Source organism: Bradyrhizobium sp. CCBAU 53421, assembly GCF_015291625.1.
Taxonomy (GTDB): Bacteria; Pseudomonadota; Alphaproteobacteria; order Rhizobiales; family Xanthobacteraceae; genus Bradyrhizobium.
Window position 1 is genome coordinate 6,501,536 of the sequence record NZ_CP030047.1, and the last position, 18,225, is coordinate 6,519,760.

The following is an 18,225-nucleotide window of genomic DNA, read 5'->3' on the forward strand; positions in this document are numbered from 1 at the left end:
CTATCTCCGGCTCCTCGCCGCCTTGACCTAGATCAACTCACGCCGGATCGGCCCGTGCGCTTCTTCTTGCCGCCTCGTTCAGACCACCTTCAAGTTTCGCCGTCCGTCCTGCGTCGCTCTTCGCTCGCGAATTCGTCAAACATCACGGGAGTTGAAGCATGTACCGGCATATTCTCATTCCGACGGATGGGTCGGAACTGGCGAAGCGTGGCATCGCCCAAGGAATTGCGCTCGCGAAATCCATCGGAGCCAAGGTCTCCGTGATTTTCGCCGTGGAGCCGCTTTCAGAACTGACGGGGCATTTCCGCGACACGATCGCCAACTTTGCCGAGATGCGCAAGGAGCAGGCCACGAAAGCGCTGAACGACGCGGCAAATGCAGCCAGGGAGGCCGGCATTCCCTGCGAGACGGTGCTAGCGGAGAACGGGCAACCCCATCAAGCGATTATCGCTGTAGCCGCGGACAGGGGTTGCGATCTCATCGTCATGTCGTCGCATGGACGAAGCGGACTCTCCGTGCTTCTGATCGGCAGTGTGACAAACAAGGTGCTGGCGCAGGCGAAGACCCCCGTGCTGGTTTGTCCGTGAATGATCGGACGCTTGACCAATGAGAGCGTCAGCGCAGCGCGTCCCGCCAAAAGAAAACGCCGCCCCCTTGCGGGGACGGCGGAAGCCACTCACGCAGTACTGGAACTCTTGTTAGTGTTTGCCGTGGTGCTCGGCGTGATGCCGGCTCGCTTCGGTGTGGTGATGCTGGGCGTGGCTGGCATGGCCATGGGCGCTGTGGGCGTGGTGCGCCGCCTTCTCGTGATTGCCCTCTTCGTGGTGCTTGGCCGCTTCGCGGTGATGACGCGCCGCGTGCTCGTGATGTTCGGCCGCCTTGTGATGATGCTCAACGCCTGCGTGGTCGCTCATGATGATCTCCAGGTGTGGCGAATGAAGTCCACCATTCTTATGCAGCAGCGCTGACATTATGCTGACGGCAGCAAGACAGCTTTTTTGCGGCTGTTCATCTACGTTGCGGGGCATCGCCGTGTTGCGGCGCGCATCATCGCCGCTACGCCCGCAGGTCGCCGGTCATTCCGTTAGCGGAAAGCGGTCGAAGGCCGGCAGCTGATGCGCGGTTTCCATCCAGCGCAGCCGCTCCGCGACCTGGATATGCATGGCGGCCGGCACCGCGCCGGGATCGTCATAGGTGCCGCTCTGGATGTCGATGAACCCGGGCAACATGTTGCCGTTGGTATAGAACAGCCCGGTGCCGCAGTTCGCGCAGAAGTGCCGCCGGCCATGCTCGGAGGATCGGTAGATACTGGGCTGCCCTTTGGTGACCTTCTGCGACCATCACCCAGCCGACCATCGGCGCGCCGGCGTGGCGCCGGCAATCGGTGCAGTGACACAGCGCATGGACGACCGGTTCCCCGGTTACCTCGTGGCGAATCTCGCCGCAGTGACCGCCGCCGGTAACGTCAGCCATGTTTTCCTCCGACCGATCAATGGTTTGCCCGGTCGATAGCGTTGCAGGCCCGACGCCTTCAATGGCGCATCTTGCCCTTGCGGCCACCTGTCGCGTCGCCCGCATGGCGGCCCACGTCACGGCCGGCTTTCCGGCTCTCACGAAATCGTCATTCCGGCCCTCAACCCCTCCAAAGCCGCGGGAATAAAGCCCCGGCCCCACCGATCACCTACCCGGAAACCCAATCCCTGGGCCCACGGGAGACTTGTCATGAGCGGACACGATCACAATCACCACGACGAGGAAAAAGGCGTCAGCCGACGCAAGGTGCTGGAATGCATGACCTGGGCCGGCACCGGCGTGCTCTGGACGGTTACCGGCGGCGTGCCGCATTCGCTCGGCATCGTCGGCTCGGCGGCCGCCGCCGAAGCCACCACCGGCATGACCTTCATGCAGATCAGCGACAGCCATGTCGGCTTCGACAAGCCGGCCAACCCGAACGCGATTGGCACGCTTGAAGAGGCCATCAACAAGGTCCGGGCGATGCAGGTCAAGCCGTCCTTCATGATCCACACCGGCGACATCACGCATTTGTCGAAAGCGTCTGAATTCGATGACGCCGATCGCATCATCTCGCAGGCCAAGCTCGACGTGCATTACGTACCCGGCGAGCACGATTTCATCGACGAGGAGGTCAAGCTCTACAAGGAGCGCTACGGCAAGGGCACCAAAGGACCGGGCTACTACTCCTTCGACGCCGGCGGCGTGCACTTCGTCGGCCTCGTCAACGTCGTCGACCTGAAGGGCGGCGGCCTCGGCAACCTCGGCAACGAGCAGCTCGAATGGCTCGAGAACGACCTCAAGGGCCGCTCGAAGTCGACCCCGATCGTGCTGTTTGCCCACATCCCGCTGTGGACGGTCTATCCGCAATGGGGCTGGGGCACCGAGGACGGCGCCCGCGCGCTGGAATACGTCAAGGGCTTCGGCTCGGTCACCGTGCTCAATGGCCACATCCACCAGGTGATGCAGAAGGTCGAGGGCAACGTCACCTTCCACACCGCGCGCTCGACGGCCTTCCCGCAGCCGGCGCCGGGTGCCGCCCCCTCGCCCGGCCCGATGAAGGTCGAGGATGCCAAGCTGCGCAGCATGCTCGGCGTCGCCAGCATCAACTTCAAGCAGAACAGCCAGCCGCTGGCGATCATCGACACGCCGCTGCAAGGCTAACGGACAAGGCTGAGGGAAGAGACCATGAGTTCGATCAACCGACGCGACTTCGGTATAGCCGTGGTCGCGGCCATGCTGCTGCCGGTCACGGCGGCCCGCGCCGAAGACGCCGCGGTCCACATCGACAACTTCTCGTTCGCGCCGAACCCGCTCGACGTGAAGGTCGGCACCACCGTGACCTGGACCAACCGCGACGACATCCCGCACACCGTGGTGTGTGCGGGCAAATTCCGCTCCAAGACCATGGATACCGACGGCACCTTCTCGTTCACCTTCACGGAGCCCGGCGAGTACAAGTATTTCTGCTCGCTGCATCCGCACATGACAGGCAGTATCAAGGTTGGGTAACGTGACCACCCATACGATCACAGCCATGCCTGGCCGATGGCCCTCCGCCCCCGGCCGGGCACAAGCCGTCTCTCGACATGCCGGGCAGGACACGATGGTTGTCAAAGCGTCGCAAGACGATCCCGAAAAGGCGCGGCGATTTCGCGAAGCCGCGCTGCCGTACCTTGACGACGCCTACACCCTGGCGCGCTATTTGCTGCGCGATGCCGCCGACGCCGAGGATGCGGTGCAGGAATGCTATCTGCGCGCCTACAAGCATTTCGACAGCTACCGGGGACCAGCGATGAAGCCGTGGCTGTTCGCGATCCTGCGCAATGTCTGCCGCGCCGAATATGCCCGCCGCAAGACCGCCCCCACCGCGGTCGAGGAGCTGCCCGAAGGCGGCGATCAGACCCCGATGTGGAATGAGGCGCCGGAGACCCCGGAAAAGCAACTGCTGCGCCGCTTCGATGGCGACACCGTGCGCAAGCTGGTCGCGGCACTCGCCGAGCCGTTCCGCGAGACCTTCGTGCTCAGGGAAATCCAGAATCTTCCTTACCGCGAGATCGCCGATGTCGCCGCCGTGCCTGTCGGCACCGTGATGTCCCGCCTCGCACGCGCCCGCGCCATGCTGCGATCGGCATGGCTTGCGGAACAGGAGCAAGTGAAATGAATTGCGAGGAAGCCGAAGTGCTGGTCCACGCGCTGATCGACGGCGAACTCGATGCCGGCCATGCACGCGAGGTGGAAGCCCATATCGAGGGGTGCGCGCATTGCGCTGCTCTCATGAAGGAATATCAGGAGATCCGCCAGGCGATCGCCGAGAGCGACGTGCGCTACAAGGCGCCGCTCGAGCTGCGCCGCAAGATCGAGAAGGCGTTGCCGCAACCGCAGCTGCAGGCGGCACCGAGCCGGCGCTCGGTGCTGCGCGGCTTCGCGATGGGCTCGGCCGTGTCGGCGATGGCCGCGACAGGCCTGGTTGCGATCGTGCTGCGCAACGACGACGAGCAGCGCATCGAGAACGAGGTGGTGTCGGCGCATCTGCGCTCGCTGCAGGCCGGCCACCTCATCGACGTGGTCTCGACCGATCAGCATACGGTCAAGCCCTGGTTCAACGGCAAGCTCGACGTCTCGCCGCCGGTGATCGATCTTACCGCGCAGGGCTTCACCCTGATCGGCGGCCGGCTCGACTACGTCAACGCCCGCGAGATCGGCGCTGTGGTCTACAAGCGCCGCCAGCACGTCATCAATCTGTTCGTGGCGCAGACCGCGAACACCGAGCGAAAGACCGCGAAGACCTCGATCTTGCAGGGCTTCAACATCCGGCGCTGGAGCGACCGCGGCCTGAACTACTGGGCGGTCAGCGATCTCGGCGCCGACGAGCTGACCGAGTTCGGCGACAAGTTCGAGAGCGCGATGCGCGCCAACAAGGAAGGGTGAGCAAAACAGCTAACGCTTCGTCATTGCGAGGAGCGAAGCGACGAAGCAATCCATAGCTCCACTTGCCGCGCGATGGATTGCTTCGCTTCGCTCGCAATGACGGACGAGACAGCCATGTCGCCCGGATGGAGCCAACGGGTCGCGCGAACGCGCGCCCGATGACACGCTCCGCGAAATCCGGGAACAGTCTTGCAAGGATCGAGAATCCCGGATTTCGCTTCGCTGCATCCGGGCTACGGGCTCGCGCTTACGCCGACTTGCGCACCGCGTTGTCGACCAGCGTCTTGCCGAGCGACCAGATCGCGCCGGGCACCTTGTGGCTGCCGGCGATCACGTCGTCGAACGACTTCTCGATCCAGCTGCAGTCTTCCTCGGTGATCATCAGCGGCGGCAGCAACTTGATGGTGTGCAGGCCGTGGCCGGCGACCTGGGTCAGGATCTTGTGATCCTTGAACAGCGGCACCGTGATGAGCTGGCAGAACAGGCCCTTGTTGGCGGTCTCCAGCAGATTCCACGACGCCTTGAGCCGCAACGATTTCGGCGGACCGAACTCGACGCCGATCATCAGGCCCTTGCCGCGGACTTCCTTCATCAGCTCATAGCCGGGCACCATGCGGGTCAATGCAAGGCGGAGCTCGGCGCCGCGCTTGGCGGCGTTCTCGACGAGCTTCTCGTTCTTGATGACATCGAGCGTGGCGATACCGGCGGCCATCGCCAGATCGTTCTTGGCGAAGGTCGAACCGTGCACGACCGCACGATCCATCTGGTTGAAGATCTTGTCGAAGATGTTCTTGCGCGTCAGCAGCGCGCCGATCGGCACGTGGCCGCCGGATAGCGCCTTCGCCAGCAGCACCATGTCGGGCTCGATGCCCCAGTGCTCGATCGCGAGGAACTTGCCGGTGCGGCCGATGCCGGTCTGGATCTCGTCGGCGATGAACAGCGTGCCGTATTTGCGGCACAGCGCCAGCGCACCGGGCAGGAACTCGTCGGTGGGCATGTTGACGCCCTTGCCCTGGATCGGCTCGACGATGAACGCGCCGACCTGGCGCGACGACAGCGCCTTCTCCAGCGCCTCGAGATCGTTGTAGGGGATCGGGGTGCAGCCAGGCAGCAGCGGCTCGAAGCCACTGCGGAAGTTCGTATCATCGGTCAGCGACAGCGCGCCGTAGGACAGGCCGTGGAACGAATGCCCGCAATAGACGATGCCCGGACGGCCGGTGGCGCCGCGCGCGAACTTGATCGCCGCTTCGACGGTTTCGGCGCCGGAATTGGCGAAAAACACCTTGTCCAGATATGGAACATATTCCAGAAGCCGTTCCGCGAGCACGCCGGCAAGCGTCGAGACATCGAGCTGAACCAGATTGGGCAGATCGGCGTCGAGCACACTCTTCAGCGCCTGGCGCAGGGCAGGATGATTCCGGCCAATCGCAAAAACGCCAAATCCGCTCAATAGATCAAGGTAACGAGCCCCCTGACGATCGAACAGGTACTGGCCTTGACCCTTCTGGAAGCCGACGTCATAGCCGATGGTCTTGAGGACGCGCACGAGCTGCTCGTTGAGGTGACGCGTGTGCATGGCACCGCGCTGCCCCTCGCGCTCCACAAAAATCTCGGAAACGTCTAAATTGGAACTTACCATTCGTTACATACGTCGGTTGATGGCCATCTCGTCAACTTAAAACGCTCGCTAGCGGCGTTTTGACCCCCGCTCGGATCGTCTAGTTAAGCACAGGTTTGGACCATGTTGCACTGCCCAAGAACTTTCGCGCGTACAATAGCCTTTTCAGGTTTATTTTTGGCCACCGTATTATCACCGGCACTTGCAGCGGACCCAACCGGCGACTGGAAGGTCGCAGACGGTGTCGCCACCATCCGCGTCGCCCAGTGTAATGGCAACATGTGGGGTGCGGTGTCCTGGGAAAAAACCCCCGGCGGAAAGGATAAGAACAATCCTGATCCTGCAAAACAAAGCAGGCCAACCCTCGGCATGCCGATCCTGATCGACATGAAGAAGAAGGCCGGCGCCGACGCGTGGGAAGGCCAAGTCTACAACGCGAAGGATGGCCAGCTCTACAGCTCGACCATCAAGCCGGTCGGCACCGATCAGCTCGAGATCCAGGGCTGCGTGCTCGGCTTCCTGTGCGGCGGCGAGACCTGGACCCGCGTCGGCCCGCCGATCCCGATGAGCGCCGCCGGCAATCCGCCTGCGGCGGGCAGCGCCGCAGCGAAGGGTGCCGTTCCCAAATCGGCAGCGCCGCAGAAGACCACCGGCGCCGTGGCGGCACCCGCCACCAAGCCGGGTCAGAAGCAGGCGGCGAACCCGCCGGGCGGCGCCAATGCGTCGGCAGACACCGTGGGTGATATCTGCCTGCTCCCGGACATCGCGCGACCGACGCATTGACGGAAGGCAGCAGTGAACAGGCTGGCTGCTTCGCGGCGCTGACGCCTGCCTGAATTTACGGCTTGGCGGCACCGTGCCGCCAAGCCGTATCGAACGCGGATCGCCAGCGCGTCAGGTGACGTCGTTGGCGATGTCTTCGTCCTTGAGGGCCTCGCGCGGCTTGCCCATCAGCGCCGGCTGGAACAGCAACACCGCAGCCAGCGTGGTGACGAGCGAGAGCGCAAGCAGCTTGCCCATGCTCGCGGTGCCGGGATGGCTGGATAGCCACAGACTGCCGAACGCGGTCGCCGTAGTCAGCGCGCTGAAAAAGATCGCCCGTGTCAGGCTCGACTGCAGCAGGTTTGTCCTGCCCTGCCGCCATGCCGTGACATAGTAGATCTTGAACGCGACGCCGACGCCGAGCAGTAGCGGCAGCGCGACGATGTTGGCGAAGTTGAGCGGCAGCCCGATCAGCACGCAGATCTCCAGCGTGACGATGCCGGCGACCAAGAGCGGCACCAGCGTCATCAGCACGTCGACGACGCGGCGCAGCGTCAGCCACAGCAGCAGGCTGATCGTGACCAGCGCCAGGATGCCGGCGTGGATGAACGCGTTCACGATCACATCGCCCGACTTTAGGATCGAGACCGGCCCGCCAATCGCCGTCGGCTCGGCGGCGAGCACGGCATCGGCAAAGCGGCGCAGATTGTCGTTGTCGTTCGGATCGCCCTTCGGCTCCGCCTCGACACGCATCAGGCCGTCCTTGGTCTTCCAGCTCGCGACCAGTTCCGGCGGCAGGTTCTGCAGTGTGACGGTCTGGGCCTGCAGCGTGTTGCGGAGCTGATCGAACACGATCTTCATCGGCGCGACGAAGACCTCCTGCGCCTTGTCGCGGATGGTCTGGTTCGAATCGGCGAGCTTCTGCAGGGCGTCGGCGAGCCGGCGCGCGGCAACCGCGCCCGGCCCCTTGCCGTCACCCGCCGTCCTGCGCAGGCTGTCGACCGAGCTCTTCAGCGACTCGACGTTCTCCTGATCCGACGGCGCCGGATCGACCGAGTCGGGGTTGAGCGCGGGGCCGAGCGTCTTGGCCGCCTGCGCGATCAGCTTCAGCTTGGCCGGCTGATCGTCAGGCACGAAGCTGTCGAGCGACATCACGCGCGACACTTCCGGCAGCTTCTCGAGCTTGGCCTCGATCTTCTTGGCGTCGGCTTCCGAGCGCGTCATCACGTCGATGGCATTGGCACCGGTGTTCGGGTCCTTCCTCAGGTCGAGGAAGGTCGCGATCGATTCCGCCTGCTTGTTGCGTAGATTGATCGGGTTGAAGTCGAACTTCATGTAGTGCAGCAGCGGCAGGCCAGCGACCGTGACCAGCAGCGTGCCGGCAATGATCGGGACGCGATGCTTCTCCAGGAAATGGTCGAGCGGCGCCAGGAAGGCGTAGCCGACCGGCTCCCTCTCTCCCGGAGGGTTGAGCAGGTCGAGCAGCGCCGGCAGCACCGTGATGCTGGTGATGAAGGCCACCAGCATGCCGGCGCCGGCGATCTTCCCGAGCTCGGAGATGCCCTTGTAGTCGGTCGGCAGGAAGCACAGGAAGCCGGCGGCCGTCGCCATCGCGGCGAGCGACAGCGGCACCGCCGAGCGGCGCGCGGCGTTTTCCAGCGCCAGCGTCAGATTGTCGTTCTTGAAGCGCTCGGAGCGGTAGCGAACGCTGAACTGGATGCCGAAGTCGACGCCGAGGCCGACGAACAGCACCGCGAAGGCGATCGAGAGCAGGTTCAGCGAACCGACCATCATCAGGCCGACCGCCGTGGTGATGGCAAGACCGATGAACAGGTTCACGAACACGGCGAAGATGATCTTGCCGGAATGCAGCGCCAGCCAGAGGATGATCAGCACGATCACCACGGTGCCGATGCCGTTGGTGATCGCGCCGTCCTGCACGGTGGCGTATTCCTCGTTGGCGATCGGCACCGGTCCGGTCAGGCGAACCCGCGCGTGATATTCGGTCGGGAATTTCAGATCGGCGGCCGCCTGGCGGATCGCGTCGGTTGCGGCCTTGCCCGGCTCCAGCGCCGAATAGTCGATGATCGGCTTGATCTCGATGAAGGCGCGCTTGTCCGAATCGGTCAGCGGCTTGTCGCTCGTGAGCTCACGCCAGGAGAAGGTCGCGTTACCCTTGGCAAGGACGGTCTCGACCGTCTCGGAGATCAGGTTGAAGGGCGGCGCGGCATTGTCGAGCTTGACCTGTCCGCGCTTGACGCCGGCGAGGCCGGTCTCGAGTGCACCGGTCAATCCGCGAATCGAAGGGTCGCCGGCCATGATCTCGATCAGCGGCGCGGCCGATTCGAGCTGGCCCGTGACCTTGCCGACCTCCTCGGTCGGCAGGAACAGGAGGCCGTTCTTCTCGAAGAATTCGCCCGAGCCGAGCGCGGTGATCGCCTCGAAGTTCTTCTTGTCGGCCTGCAGCTTCGCGGTCAGCGCCTTGGCGGCCGAGCTGGTCAGCTCGGGCGTCGCGGCCTCGACGACGGCCAGGATCAGCCGCTCGCGATCAAAGGCTTCCTCGAACTGGTTGTCACGCTTGCGCCAATCCAGGTCCGGCGAGATCAGCTTGTTGATGTCGGTGTTGATCGAGAAGTTGCGGGCCGTATAGAAGCCGGCGCCGATCGACAGCAGCACAGAGAAAATCACAACCGGAAGGGCAAAGCGCGTACAGGTCCTAACAACGGAGACGACAATATTTGTCAGCACTTCGTTTCTTTCTAATCTCGGGGAAGCATGGCCGAAAACGCTCGCTCTGTAGCGGAGTTCCCGGGACCGATCTAATGTTGTTTTGGTTACCCTCCTCGACGAGATGGCGAGGAGGTTCCAAACCACTGGAACGGCCACGAGTGGCCGGTATAAACCGCAGGAGTGGGCGATAAAGTGACGAACAAGTGAGGGAGACGGACGGTCGCAGGGTCCGAAATCCACACTATATTACCTATACTCCCTCGCCTCGCTGCCCGCTCGCCCACTCGAAGCGCTACCTTTTTGCCACAAATCCCTGTATTTCCATGCCCTTGAGGGCGCGGATCACGTGCAGGACCTGAGATGGTGCGGACATTGCAACTGAAGTTGCGGCGTCCGACCGGGCGGAGTGCGTTGCCGAAAAGGCCGCAGGGCATGGAATGAAGCTGGTGCAATTTGCGTAACGGACGACCTTTGGAAGTGTTTCTGGCTCAGCCGCGCGGCTTTTGCGCGGGCGTTGTGCGCGCGATCGAAATCGTCGAACGCGCGCTGCAGAAGTATGGCCCGCCGGTCTATGTTCGCCACGAGATCGTTCATAACAAATACGTGGTCGAGAGCCTGAAGAAGAAGGGCGCGATCTTCGTCGAGGACCTGTCGGAAGTGCCGGCCAAGGCGGTGACCGTTTTCAGTGCCCATGGCGTCGCCAGGAGCGTCGAGGAGGAGGCGGAGGCCCGCGACCTGCCGGTGCTCAATGCCACCTGCCCGCTCGTCACCAAGGTCCACAACCAGGGCAAACGCTATATCTCGAAGGGCCGCGCCCTGATCCTGATCGGGCATGCCGGCCATCCCGAGGTCGAGGGAACCATGGGGCAGGTTCCGGGGCCGGTCCTGCTGGTCCAGAGCGTTCAGGATGTGGCGGAATTGCGGCTGCCGACCGACACTCCGGTCGCCTATATCACCCAAACCACCCTGTCTGTGGACGACACAAAGGACATAATCGCGGCACTTCAGGCAAAATTTACAGATATTCAAGGCCCGGACATCAGGGATATCTGCTATGCGACACAGAACCGCCAATCTGCGGTAAGGGACCTGAGCAAGCTGGTGGACGTCATTTTGGTGGTGGGGGCCGCCAATAGTTCCAACTCGAACAGGCTTCGTGAGATCGGCACCGAGGTTGGTGTCGCGAGTTATCTCATTGCCGATGGGAGCGAGCTCAACCCGGATTGGCTGAAGGATGCGAAGGCCGTCGGCGTCACGGCGGGTGCATCGGCACCCGAAGTTTTGGTCGACGATGTCATCGAGGCCCTGCGGCGCATCGGACCGGTGTCGGTCTCGGTCGTTCCGGGCCGAGAAGAGAATATCGAATTCCGGCTGCCAGCCGAACTGACTGCGGGCTGATCTGAACCCACTTCCCTTTGATAAGTGCAGAAAGAAAATCGTCTAATGGCTATACCGTTCTTCAAGGAAATGCGTATCGGCGGTTATCTGATCAAGCAGAAGCTGCTTGGCCGCAAACGCTATCCGCTCGTGCTGATGCTGGAACCGTTGTTCCGTTGCAACCTCGCCTGCGTTGGCTGCGGCAAGATCGATTATCCCGATGCGATCCTCAATCGTCGCATGACCGCGCAGGAATGCTGGGACGCGGCCGATGAATGCGGCGCGCCGATGGTGGCGATCCCGGGCGGCGAGCCGCTGATCCACAAGGAGATCGGCGAGATCGTGCGCGGCCTCGTGGCGCGCAAGAAGTTCGTCTCGCTGTGCACCAATGCGCTGCTGCTGGAGAAGAAGCTCGATCTGTTCGAGCCGTCGCCCTATCTGTTCTTCTCGGTGCATCTCGATGGCCTGAAGGACCATCACGACAAGGCGGTGTCGCAGAAGGGCGTGTTCGATCGCGCCGTCTCCGCGATCAAGGCGGCCAAGGCGCGCGGCTTCACCGTCAACGTCAACGCGACGATCTTCGACGGCCATCCGGCCGAGGAAATCGCCAAGTTCCTCGACTTCACCACCGAGCTCGGCGTCGGCGTCTCAATGTCGCCGGGTTACGCCTATGAGCGTGCGCCCGACCAGGAGCACTTCCTCAACCGCACCAAGACCAAGAAGCTGTTCCGCGACGTCTTCGCGCTCGGCAAGGGCAAGAAGTGGAATTTCATGCATTCCGGCCTGTTCCTCGACTTCCTCGCCGGCAACCAGGAATACGAGTGCACGCCCTGGGGCATGCCCGCGCGCAACATCTTCGGCTGGCAGAAGCCCTGCTATCTGCTCGGTGAAGGCTACGCCAAGACCTTCAAGGAGCTGATGGACACCACCGATTGGGACACCTACGGCACCGGCAAGTACGAGAAGTGCGCCGACTGTATGGCCCATTGCGGCTACGAGCCGACCGCGGCAACCGCTGCGATCAACAATCCGCTGAAGGCGATGTGGGTCGCGCTGCGCGGCATCAAGACCACGGGTCCGATGGCACCGGAGATCGACATGTCGAAGCAGCGTCCGGCGCAGTACATCTTCGCCGAGCAGGTCGAGAAGAAGCTCTCGGAGATCCGCCGCGACGAGGCGGCTGCCGCCGCTGCCAAGCAGCAGGCGAAGGCTTCCACCGCCGCGTAATCCGCGCCGCACACCAAAGCAAAAGGCCCGATCGCGATGCGATCGGGCCTTTGTTTTTGAGCTTGGTGTTTTGAACTTCGCGCTTTGAGCCTGGTGCGGCGAGTTCCCGTCCCGGGCCCGGGAAGGTGGATCAGGCCGCCTTCGCCGTGACCAGAACGTCGTCCACCGGCATCAGCACCTCGCTGCCGAGCAGGAAGCCGCGGCAGCTGCGCAGCGAGCGCAGCGCGCGGTTGAAGTCGATACCGGTCGACACCAGCGCCCGCAGCGTCCGCGGATTGCGCGCGATGCCGCGCAGCACCTTGCGCAGGTCGATGTCGCCGTTCGGCTTCACCGCTGACTTCGCCAGCTCGGGCAGCGCCCGGTGCGCGGGATCGCTGATCACGCGCAGCGCGGCGAACGGAACGCCCGCTTTGGCGGCATAGGCCGCCGCAATGTGGCTCTCCATGTCGACGGCGGCTGCGCCCGTCATCGAGCGCAGCGCGGCCTTGCAGGCCTTCGCCGCGATCACCTGTTCGACACCGGCAAGCCCGCCGCGGACGATCCGGCGGCGCTTCAGCGCGGCACTGGCGATCATCTCTTCGTTGAGGGCGGATGCTGCCAGGAAACGCGTATCGCCGGACATCACCTCGGTCGCGACCACGACGTCGCCCGATTTCAGCGACGGGTCGAGCCCGCCGGCCACGCCGAACGAAATCACGCCGCGGAAGGTCGTCGGATCCAGCGTCGCCAGCAACTCGCGCAGCTGCTGCGGATCGCTCGAGCTGCAGATCACGATCATGCCGGGACCCGCTGCGATACGGGCCTCCTGCACCAATCCAGTCACAATCAATACCGGCCGAGGATCAATTCTACTGCCCACGGTCTCGGCGGCCCCCGCCTCAACAATCACATCCCGACCCCTACCACCCTGCTATTGGTGCTTCTCAAATTCCGATACCGCGCCAGCGCCCAGAGCGGAAAGAACTTCGAGTAGCCATGATATCGCAAGTAAAATACCCGCGGAAACCCCGTAGCGGTGTATCGCTGCTCGTCCCACAGCCCTTTTTCCGTCTGTGTTGCCTTTAGGTACTCCACCCCCCGCGCAACGGCGGGATTTTCGACCTCTCCGGCGGCCATCAATCCAAGCAAGGCCCATGCCGTTTGCGAGGAGGTCGATGGCGCAACTTCATAACCCTTGTAATCCAGCCGGTAGCTGACGGCGTCCTCGCCCCAGCCGCCGTCCTGATTCTGGACCGAGGACAGCCAATCGACCGCCTTCCGAATCATCGGGTCGTTGCGATCGACCCCTGCGACATTTAGCGCTGAGAGCACCGACCAGGTGCCGTAGACGTAGTTCAGGCCCCAGCGGCCGTACCAGGAGCCCTCGGCGAGCTGGGTGCGGCGCAGATAGGCAATACCGTCGGCCATCGCCTTGCTGCTCACCGCAGTCTCGCCGAGCTGGCCCAGCATCGAGATGCAGCGCGCCGTGACATCCTCGGTCGGCGGATCAAGCAATGCGCCGTGATCGGAGAATGGGATGTTGTTGAGGTAATATTCGAGGTTGTTGACATCGAACGCCGCCCAGCCGCCGTCGCGGCTCTGCAGCCCCTCGATCCACTCGCGGCCGCGCGCGATCGCCTCGTCATACTCCCTGGTTCCGGTGTGCCGGCGCACGCGATCCATCGCCATCACGACCACGGCGGTGTCGTCGAGATCGGGATAGTGGTCGTTGTTGTACTGGAACGCCCAGCCGCCGGGACGGACGTCCGGCGCCTTGACCGCCCAGTCGCCCTTCAGCTCCAGCACCTGGCGCGGCTTCAGCCAGTCGAGACCCTGCTTGGCCTTGGCGAGCGTATCGTCGCCGCCCGCTTCCTGCAGCGCATGACAGGTCAGCGCGGTATCCCACACCGGCGAAACGCAGGGCTGGCAATAGGCCTCGTGCTCGCCGACCACCAGCAGCTTGTCGATGCCGCGGCGGGTGATGGCGCGCGGCGGGAAATTCTCGTCCTTGCCGAGCGCGTCGTACATCATCACGATGTTGGCCATCGGCGGATAGATCGCGCCCATGCCGTCTTCGCCGTTCAGCCGCTCCTCGGTGAAGGCGAGCGCGGCGTCGATCGCGCGCTGGCGCAGGCGCTTCGGAAACATCGGCTCGATCACGCGCAGCACGGCGTCGAGCGAGCGGAACAGATAGAACCAGCTCGCGCTCTGATGCGGCGCCTTCGGCGCCATGCGCACCGATTTCGGATCCTCCAGGAACAACTCGTCGATGCCGACGCCCTTCGGATTCTTCGCACGCGGCTTCAGCGCGGCGAGCACCATCAGCGGCACCATGGTAGTGCGCGCCCAGTAGGAGATCTTGTTGATGTGGAACGGCGACCACATCGGCAGCAGCATGATCTCGATCGGCAGCACCGGCGTTGCGCGCCAGGTCACGACGCCATAGAGCGCGAGCAGGAAGCGGGTGAACACGTTGCTGCCGGAAGCCCCGCCGCGCGAACGGATCGCCTCGCGCGCCCGCACCATGTGCGGCGCGTCGACGGAATCGCCGATCATCTTCAGCGCGAAGTACGACTTCACGCTGGCGCTCATATCGAACGGGCCATCATGCACCAGCGGCCAGCCGCCATGCGCACCCTGGACGCGGCGCAGATAGTTGCCGAGCTTGGCCTCGAGCGCGGCATCGATCGGCTCGGCCAGATAGTGACGCAGCAGGATGTATTCGGCGGGAATGGTGCTGTCGGCCTCGAGCTCGAACACCCAATGCCCGTCGGACTGACGGTAGCCGAGCAGCGCTTCGGTTGCCTTGGAGATGCTCTTCTCCAGCGCGACCGGATCGACTGCGACGCCGTGATCTCTCGAAAGCATTTCGCTCGATATCCTCTTCGTTGCGGGCCGGCTGATCGAAAGCCATTCCCGCTCCAAAGCATGGTCCGATCGCATCGGATCACGCTCTTGTCCTTTTGTTTGGTCGCGTTTTCGTCACGCGAACCGGTAACCACTTCGCTCGAAAACGCTCCAGTCGGTCGAATCTAACGCCTGGCCAGAACCAGATCTGCGGCGCGATCACCCGACCGCACCGATCCCTCGATGGTTGCGGGCAACCCGGTAGCAGTCCAGTCGCCGGCAAGGAACAGGTTTTTTTGCGCCGTTCCGGGGCCCGGACGCAGGGCGTTCTGCTCCGGCGTCGCCTCAAATGTGGCGCGGCGCTCGCGCACGATCTGCCACGGCGGCAGATCGCCGGAAACGCCGGATGCCTTGCAGATATCCCGCCAGATCGCCTGCGCGAGCTCCTCGCGCGGCATGTCGACCAGGCGGTCGCCGTTGCTGATCGTCACCGACAGCCGCTGCGGGAACGCGAACAGCCATTCCACGAGGCCACCGACCACGCCGAGAATAGGCGCGGCGTCGCGCGGCGGATCGACGCGGAAATGCGCGTTCACGATGGCGCGGAACTTGGTCGGGGTTTTCAGGCCGGGCAGCAGGGAGGCCGCGGCGCGCGGCGGCACCGCGAGCACGACGGCATCGTCGGCCGCCAGCGCGATCCTGTCACCGCCGCCAAAGTCGAGCTCGGTGACGCGATCACCCGACATGCCGAGCGTACGCAATTCGTGACTGAACTGAACGCTGTGGCCTTGCTCCTCCAGCAGCTTCACGGCCGGCTCGATCAGCACCGAGCTCAGGCCGTCGCGCGCGATCAGCGGACGGCAGGCCTGCCCACCGGCGAGCAGCGTCTCGCGCACGATGGCGCCGGCAAGCCCTGCCGAGCCCTCCGGCGGATCGACGTTCAATGCGGCGAGCAACAGCGGCTGCACCAGGCGGTCATACAACGTGCCCTTGCAGGGAATGGTGTTGCCGACCAGCGCCTCGGTGCCGGCCCAGGCCAGCGGCGCCAGTGCGAGGTAATCGCGCAGGCTGGTGTCGGGGACGCGGCGCGCCTCGTCGAACACCCACAGCGGCAGGCGGGAATCGCCGAGGTCGAGCTGCCAGCGCTGGCCGGAAGCCAGATCGACGAACGGAAACTGCGCGCGCGCAGGTCCCACCAGGCCCGCCTCGGTGCCGATCGAACGCGCATAGCTCAAGGCATGGCGGTTGCCCGACAGCAGAAGGTGGTTGCCGTTGTCGATGGTGAGATTGGTGGCGGCGTCGAAATAGGAGCGACAGCGGCCGCCGGCCTGCTGTGTCGCCTCGTGGACGGCAACCTTGTAGCCGCCATTGGCGAGCCGCACGGCCGCGGAGAGGCCGGAAATGCCGGCACCGATGATGTGAACGGTCTTTTGCATCAGATGATCGCGTAACGAAGAAGAATGCCGATCTTGGCGGCCTTTGACACACGCACCGGCGCACGCGGGGCGGAGAAGCCGCGCGCGATCAGCAGATCGAGGATCGCGCGGTAGTATTTCGACATGATCCGCGGCGCGCGCACGGCGCGTCGCGAATTGCGCTTCATGATCTCGTCGGACTTCTGGAAATGCATCTTGGCGCGCTCGGCGAGCGGCGTGCACACCTTCGGCAGCGCGCGGTCGGCGGTGACGCGGGCCGGGTCGTTGTTGGTGATGCCGGCGTGCCAGAGCCATTCGCGCGGCAGATAGAGCCGGCCGAGACCGGCATCCTCGTCGATGTCGCGCAGGATGTTGGTGAGCTGCAGCGCGCGGCCGAGATGGTAGGCGAGCTGGATGCCGTCCTCCTCAGGCAGGCCGAACACGCGCACCGACAGCCGGCCGACCGCGCTCGCGACGCGATCGCAATACAGGTCGAGCGTCGCAAGATCCGGCGCGCGGATATCCTGCGGCACGTCCATCTCCATGCCGTCGACGATCGCGACGAAATCCTCGCGCTTGAGGCCAAACGCCTTCACCGACGCGACATAGTCCCTCAGCCGCTCCGGCGGATGCCCCGCATAGAGCGCGTCGATATCGTCACGCCACTGCTGTAACGCGGCCAGGCGCTCCGGCCGCGGACCATCGGAATCAGCGATGTCATCGACCTGCCGGCAGAAACTGTAGATCTGGAACATCGCCTCGCGCTGCGCGTGCGGCAGGATGCGCATCGCGGCATAGAACGAGCTGCCCGACGCGGTGCTTCCGTAATTTGCGTTGGCCGCCGCCTCAGCACTCATGCGCCTGCCGCCGTCTTGGAAACCGCACGCCGTCCGGTCGCGCGCTGCGCGGTCTCGCCGGCGACGCCGCCGAGGCTCTGCAGCAGCAGTTCAACCTTGCTCAGATGCACGCGCTCGCTGAGCGGATCGCGCACCTTCAGCATGTTGACGATCTTGTCGGCGAACGCCTGGATCACCGAGATCTCGAGCCCGAGCCGGAAATCCTTCACCTCGGCGGCGAGCGACTTGCTCTGGTCGAGCAGCGTCGCGGTGCGCAGCGCGAGCGCCTGCAGGCACTCGAGCAAAGCCGGCTGCGACTTCGCCTCGCCGAGCATCTCGACGGTCGCCCCCGCGGCGGCGAGCGCATCGCGCGGCAGATAGACACGGTTCAGGTTGCGGTAGTCCTTGCCGCAATCCTGCAGATGATTGTTGATCTGCAGGCCCGCGCAAAGCGCATCCGATGCCGCCCAGGTCGAGGTATCCTCGCCATGCACGTCGAGCATGAAGCGGCCGACGGGCATCGCCGAGTAGCGGCAATAGTCGATCACGTCATCCCAGTTTTCGTAGCGCAGCTTGGTGACGTCGAGCCGGAATGCGACCAGCACGTCGAGCGCATGCCGCGGCGGCATGCCGCGCTCGGCAAGCGCGCGGCGCAGGCTGACTGCCTCCTTCTGGCTGTCGCCATTACCGAGCAGCTCGGCCTCCATGAGGTCGAGATAGCGCAGCTTCTCCGCAGGCTGCAGCGTGGCGTGATCGGCGATATCGTCGGCGGTGCGGACGAAATTATAGAAGGCCAGGATCAGGGCACGATGCCGCGGATGAATGATCCACGACGCGACCGGAAAATTCTCGTCGCGGTGGGTCTTTCCGGATCGCAGGTCGCTCGCGGTGGTCATGGGAAATTTGGGCTACACTGGTCATGGCACGACGCAGGCGCGAACAGTCAGGCGCATGCGGGGGATTTGCGAGCCCCATATAGGGGAATACGCCA

General features: G+C 64.1%; 17 protein-coding genes. 9 read left to right on the forward strand and 8 right to left on the reverse strand.

The annotated features are described in order from the left end of the window. The first annotated feature begins 158 nt into the window (after positions 1-158). Positions 159-587: a universal stress protein gene (locus XH92_RS30730; RefSeq protein WP_194455467.1), complete on the forward strand. Its 429-nt coding sequence runs from the start codon at positions 159-161 to the stop codon at positions 585-587. A gap of 12 nt (positions 588-599) precedes the next feature. Then, positions 600-968: a hypothetical protein gene (locus tag XH92_RS30735; RefSeq protein WP_194455468.1), complete on the forward strand. Its 369-nt coding sequence runs from the start codon at positions 600-602 to the stop codon at positions 966-968. A gap of 108 nt (positions 969-1,076) precedes the next feature. Here the strand turns inward: XH92_RS30735 and XH92_RS43230 are convergent, their stop codons facing one another. Further along, positions 1,077-1,307, reverse strand: a complete 231-nt coding sequence (locus tag XH92_RS43230) for a GFA family protein (protein ID WP_246788595.1) — start codon at positions 1,305-1,307, stop codon at positions 1,077-1,079. Positions 1,308-1,722: 415 nt separating this feature from the next. On the opposite strand from XH92_RS43230, the gene XH92_RS30745 reads away from it, so the two are divergent. From XH92_RS30745 to XH92_RS30760, 4 genes are all read left to right on the forward strand, one after another. After that, positions 1,723-2,676, forward strand: coding sequence for a metallophosphoesterase (locus XH92_RS30745; RefSeq protein ID WP_194455469.1), 954 nt, complete (start codon positions 1,723-1,725; stop codon positions 2,674-2,676). 24 nt (positions 2,677-2,700) lie between these two features. Then, a complete protein-coding gene (locus XH92_RS30750) occupies positions 2,701-3,024 on the forward strand; it encodes a cupredoxin family copper-binding protein (RefSeq protein ID WP_194455470.1) in 324 nt (107 codons plus the stop codon). A 94-nt stretch (positions 3,025-3,118) separates the two neighbouring features. Beyond that, complete coding sequence (locus tag XH92_RS30755; protein ID WP_194455471.1) at positions 3,119-3,676, forward strand: sigma-70 family RNA polymerase sigma factor; 558 nt, start codon at positions 3,119-3,121, stop codon at positions 3,674-3,676. Further along, positions 3,673-4,443, forward strand: a complete 771-nt coding sequence (locus tag XH92_RS30760) for an anti-sigma factor (RefSeq protein ID WP_194455472.1) — start codon at positions 3,673-3,675, stop codon at positions 4,441-4,443. The genes XH92_RS30755 and XH92_RS30760 overlap by 4 nt, the downstream gene beginning before the upstream one ends. 247 nt (positions 4,444-4,690) lie before the next feature. Here the strand turns inward: XH92_RS30760 and hpnO are convergent, their stop codons facing one another. Then, positions 4,691-6,082, reverse strand: a complete 1,392-nt coding sequence (hpnO, locus tag XH92_RS30765) for an aminobacteriohopanetriol synthase HpnO (protein WP_194455473.1) — start codon at positions 6,080-6,082, stop codon at positions 4,691-4,693. Between the two features lie 102 nt (positions 6,083-6,184). Between hpnO and XH92_RS30770 the strand changes: the two genes are divergently transcribed. Continuing rightward, positions 6,185-6,844 carry a DUF2147 domain-containing protein gene (locus XH92_RS30770; protein WP_194455474.1) on the forward strand — a complete coding sequence of 220 codons (660 nt, stop codon included), beginning with the start codon at positions 6,185-6,187 and terminating at the stop codon, positions 6,842-6,844. Positions 6,845-6,955: 111 nt separating this feature from the next. On the opposite strand, the gene XH92_RS30775 is transcribed toward XH92_RS30770, so the two are convergent. After that, entirely contained in the window at positions 6,956-9,571 is a 2,616-nt protein-coding gene (locus XH92_RS30775) for an MMPL family transporter (protein WP_194455475.1), read from the reverse strand. Between the two features lie 453 nt (positions 9,572-10,024). Here XH92_RS30775 and ispH point away from each other — a divergent pair, with 453 nt between their 5' ends. Continuing rightward, positions 10,025-10,951, forward strand: a complete 927-nt coding sequence (gene ispH / locus XH92_RS30780) for a 4-hydroxy-3-methylbut-2-enyl diphosphate reductase (protein WP_194455476.1) — start codon at positions 10,025-10,027, stop codon at positions 10,949-10,951. Between the two features lie 45 nt (positions 10,952-10,996). Next, positions 10,997-12,157 carry an adenosyl-hopene transferase HpnH gene (hpnH, locus tag XH92_RS30785; RefSeq protein WP_194455477.1) on the forward strand — a complete coding sequence of 387 codons (1,161 nt, stop codon included), beginning with the start codon at positions 10,997-10,999 and terminating at the stop codon, positions 12,155-12,157. A gap of 130 nt (positions 12,158-12,287) precedes the next feature. On the opposite strand, the gene XH92_RS30790 is transcribed toward hpnH, so the two are convergent. From XH92_RS30790 to hpnC, 5 genes are all read right to left on the reverse strand, one after another. Continuing rightward, complete coding sequence (locus XH92_RS30790; protein ID WP_371817838.1) at positions 12,288-13,046, reverse strand: phosphorylase; 759 nt, start codon at positions 13,044-13,046, stop codon at positions 12,288-12,290. Continuing rightward, positions 13,043-15,004 carry a squalene--hopene cyclase gene (gene shc / locus XH92_RS30795; RefSeq protein WP_194455479.1) on the reverse strand — a complete coding sequence of 654 codons (1,962 nt, stop codon included), beginning with the start codon at positions 15,002-15,004 and terminating at the stop codon, positions 13,043-13,045. The genes XH92_RS30790 and shc overlap by 4 nt, the downstream gene beginning before the upstream one ends. Before the next feature lie 164 nt (positions 15,005-15,168). After that, a complete protein-coding gene (gene hpnE, locus XH92_RS30800) occupies positions 15,169-16,419 on the reverse strand; it encodes a hydroxysqualene dehydroxylase HpnE (protein WP_194455480.1) in 1,251 nt (416 codons plus the stop codon). Further along, on the reverse strand, positions 16,419-17,255 hold the full coding sequence (gene hpnD, locus XH92_RS30805) for a presqualene diphosphate synthase HpnD (RefSeq protein ID WP_194455481.1): 837 nt from the start codon (positions 17,253-17,255) through the stop codon (positions 16,419-16,421). The genes hpnE and hpnD overlap by 1 nt, the downstream gene beginning before the upstream one ends. Beyond that, complete coding sequence (hpnC, locus tag XH92_RS30810; RefSeq protein ID WP_194455482.1) at positions 17,252-18,130, reverse strand: squalene synthase HpnC; 879 nt, start codon at positions 18,128-18,130, stop codon at positions 17,252-17,254. Before hpnC ends, hpnD begins: the two co-directional genes overlap by 4 nt. Positions 18,131-18,225 lie beyond the last annotated feature (95 nt).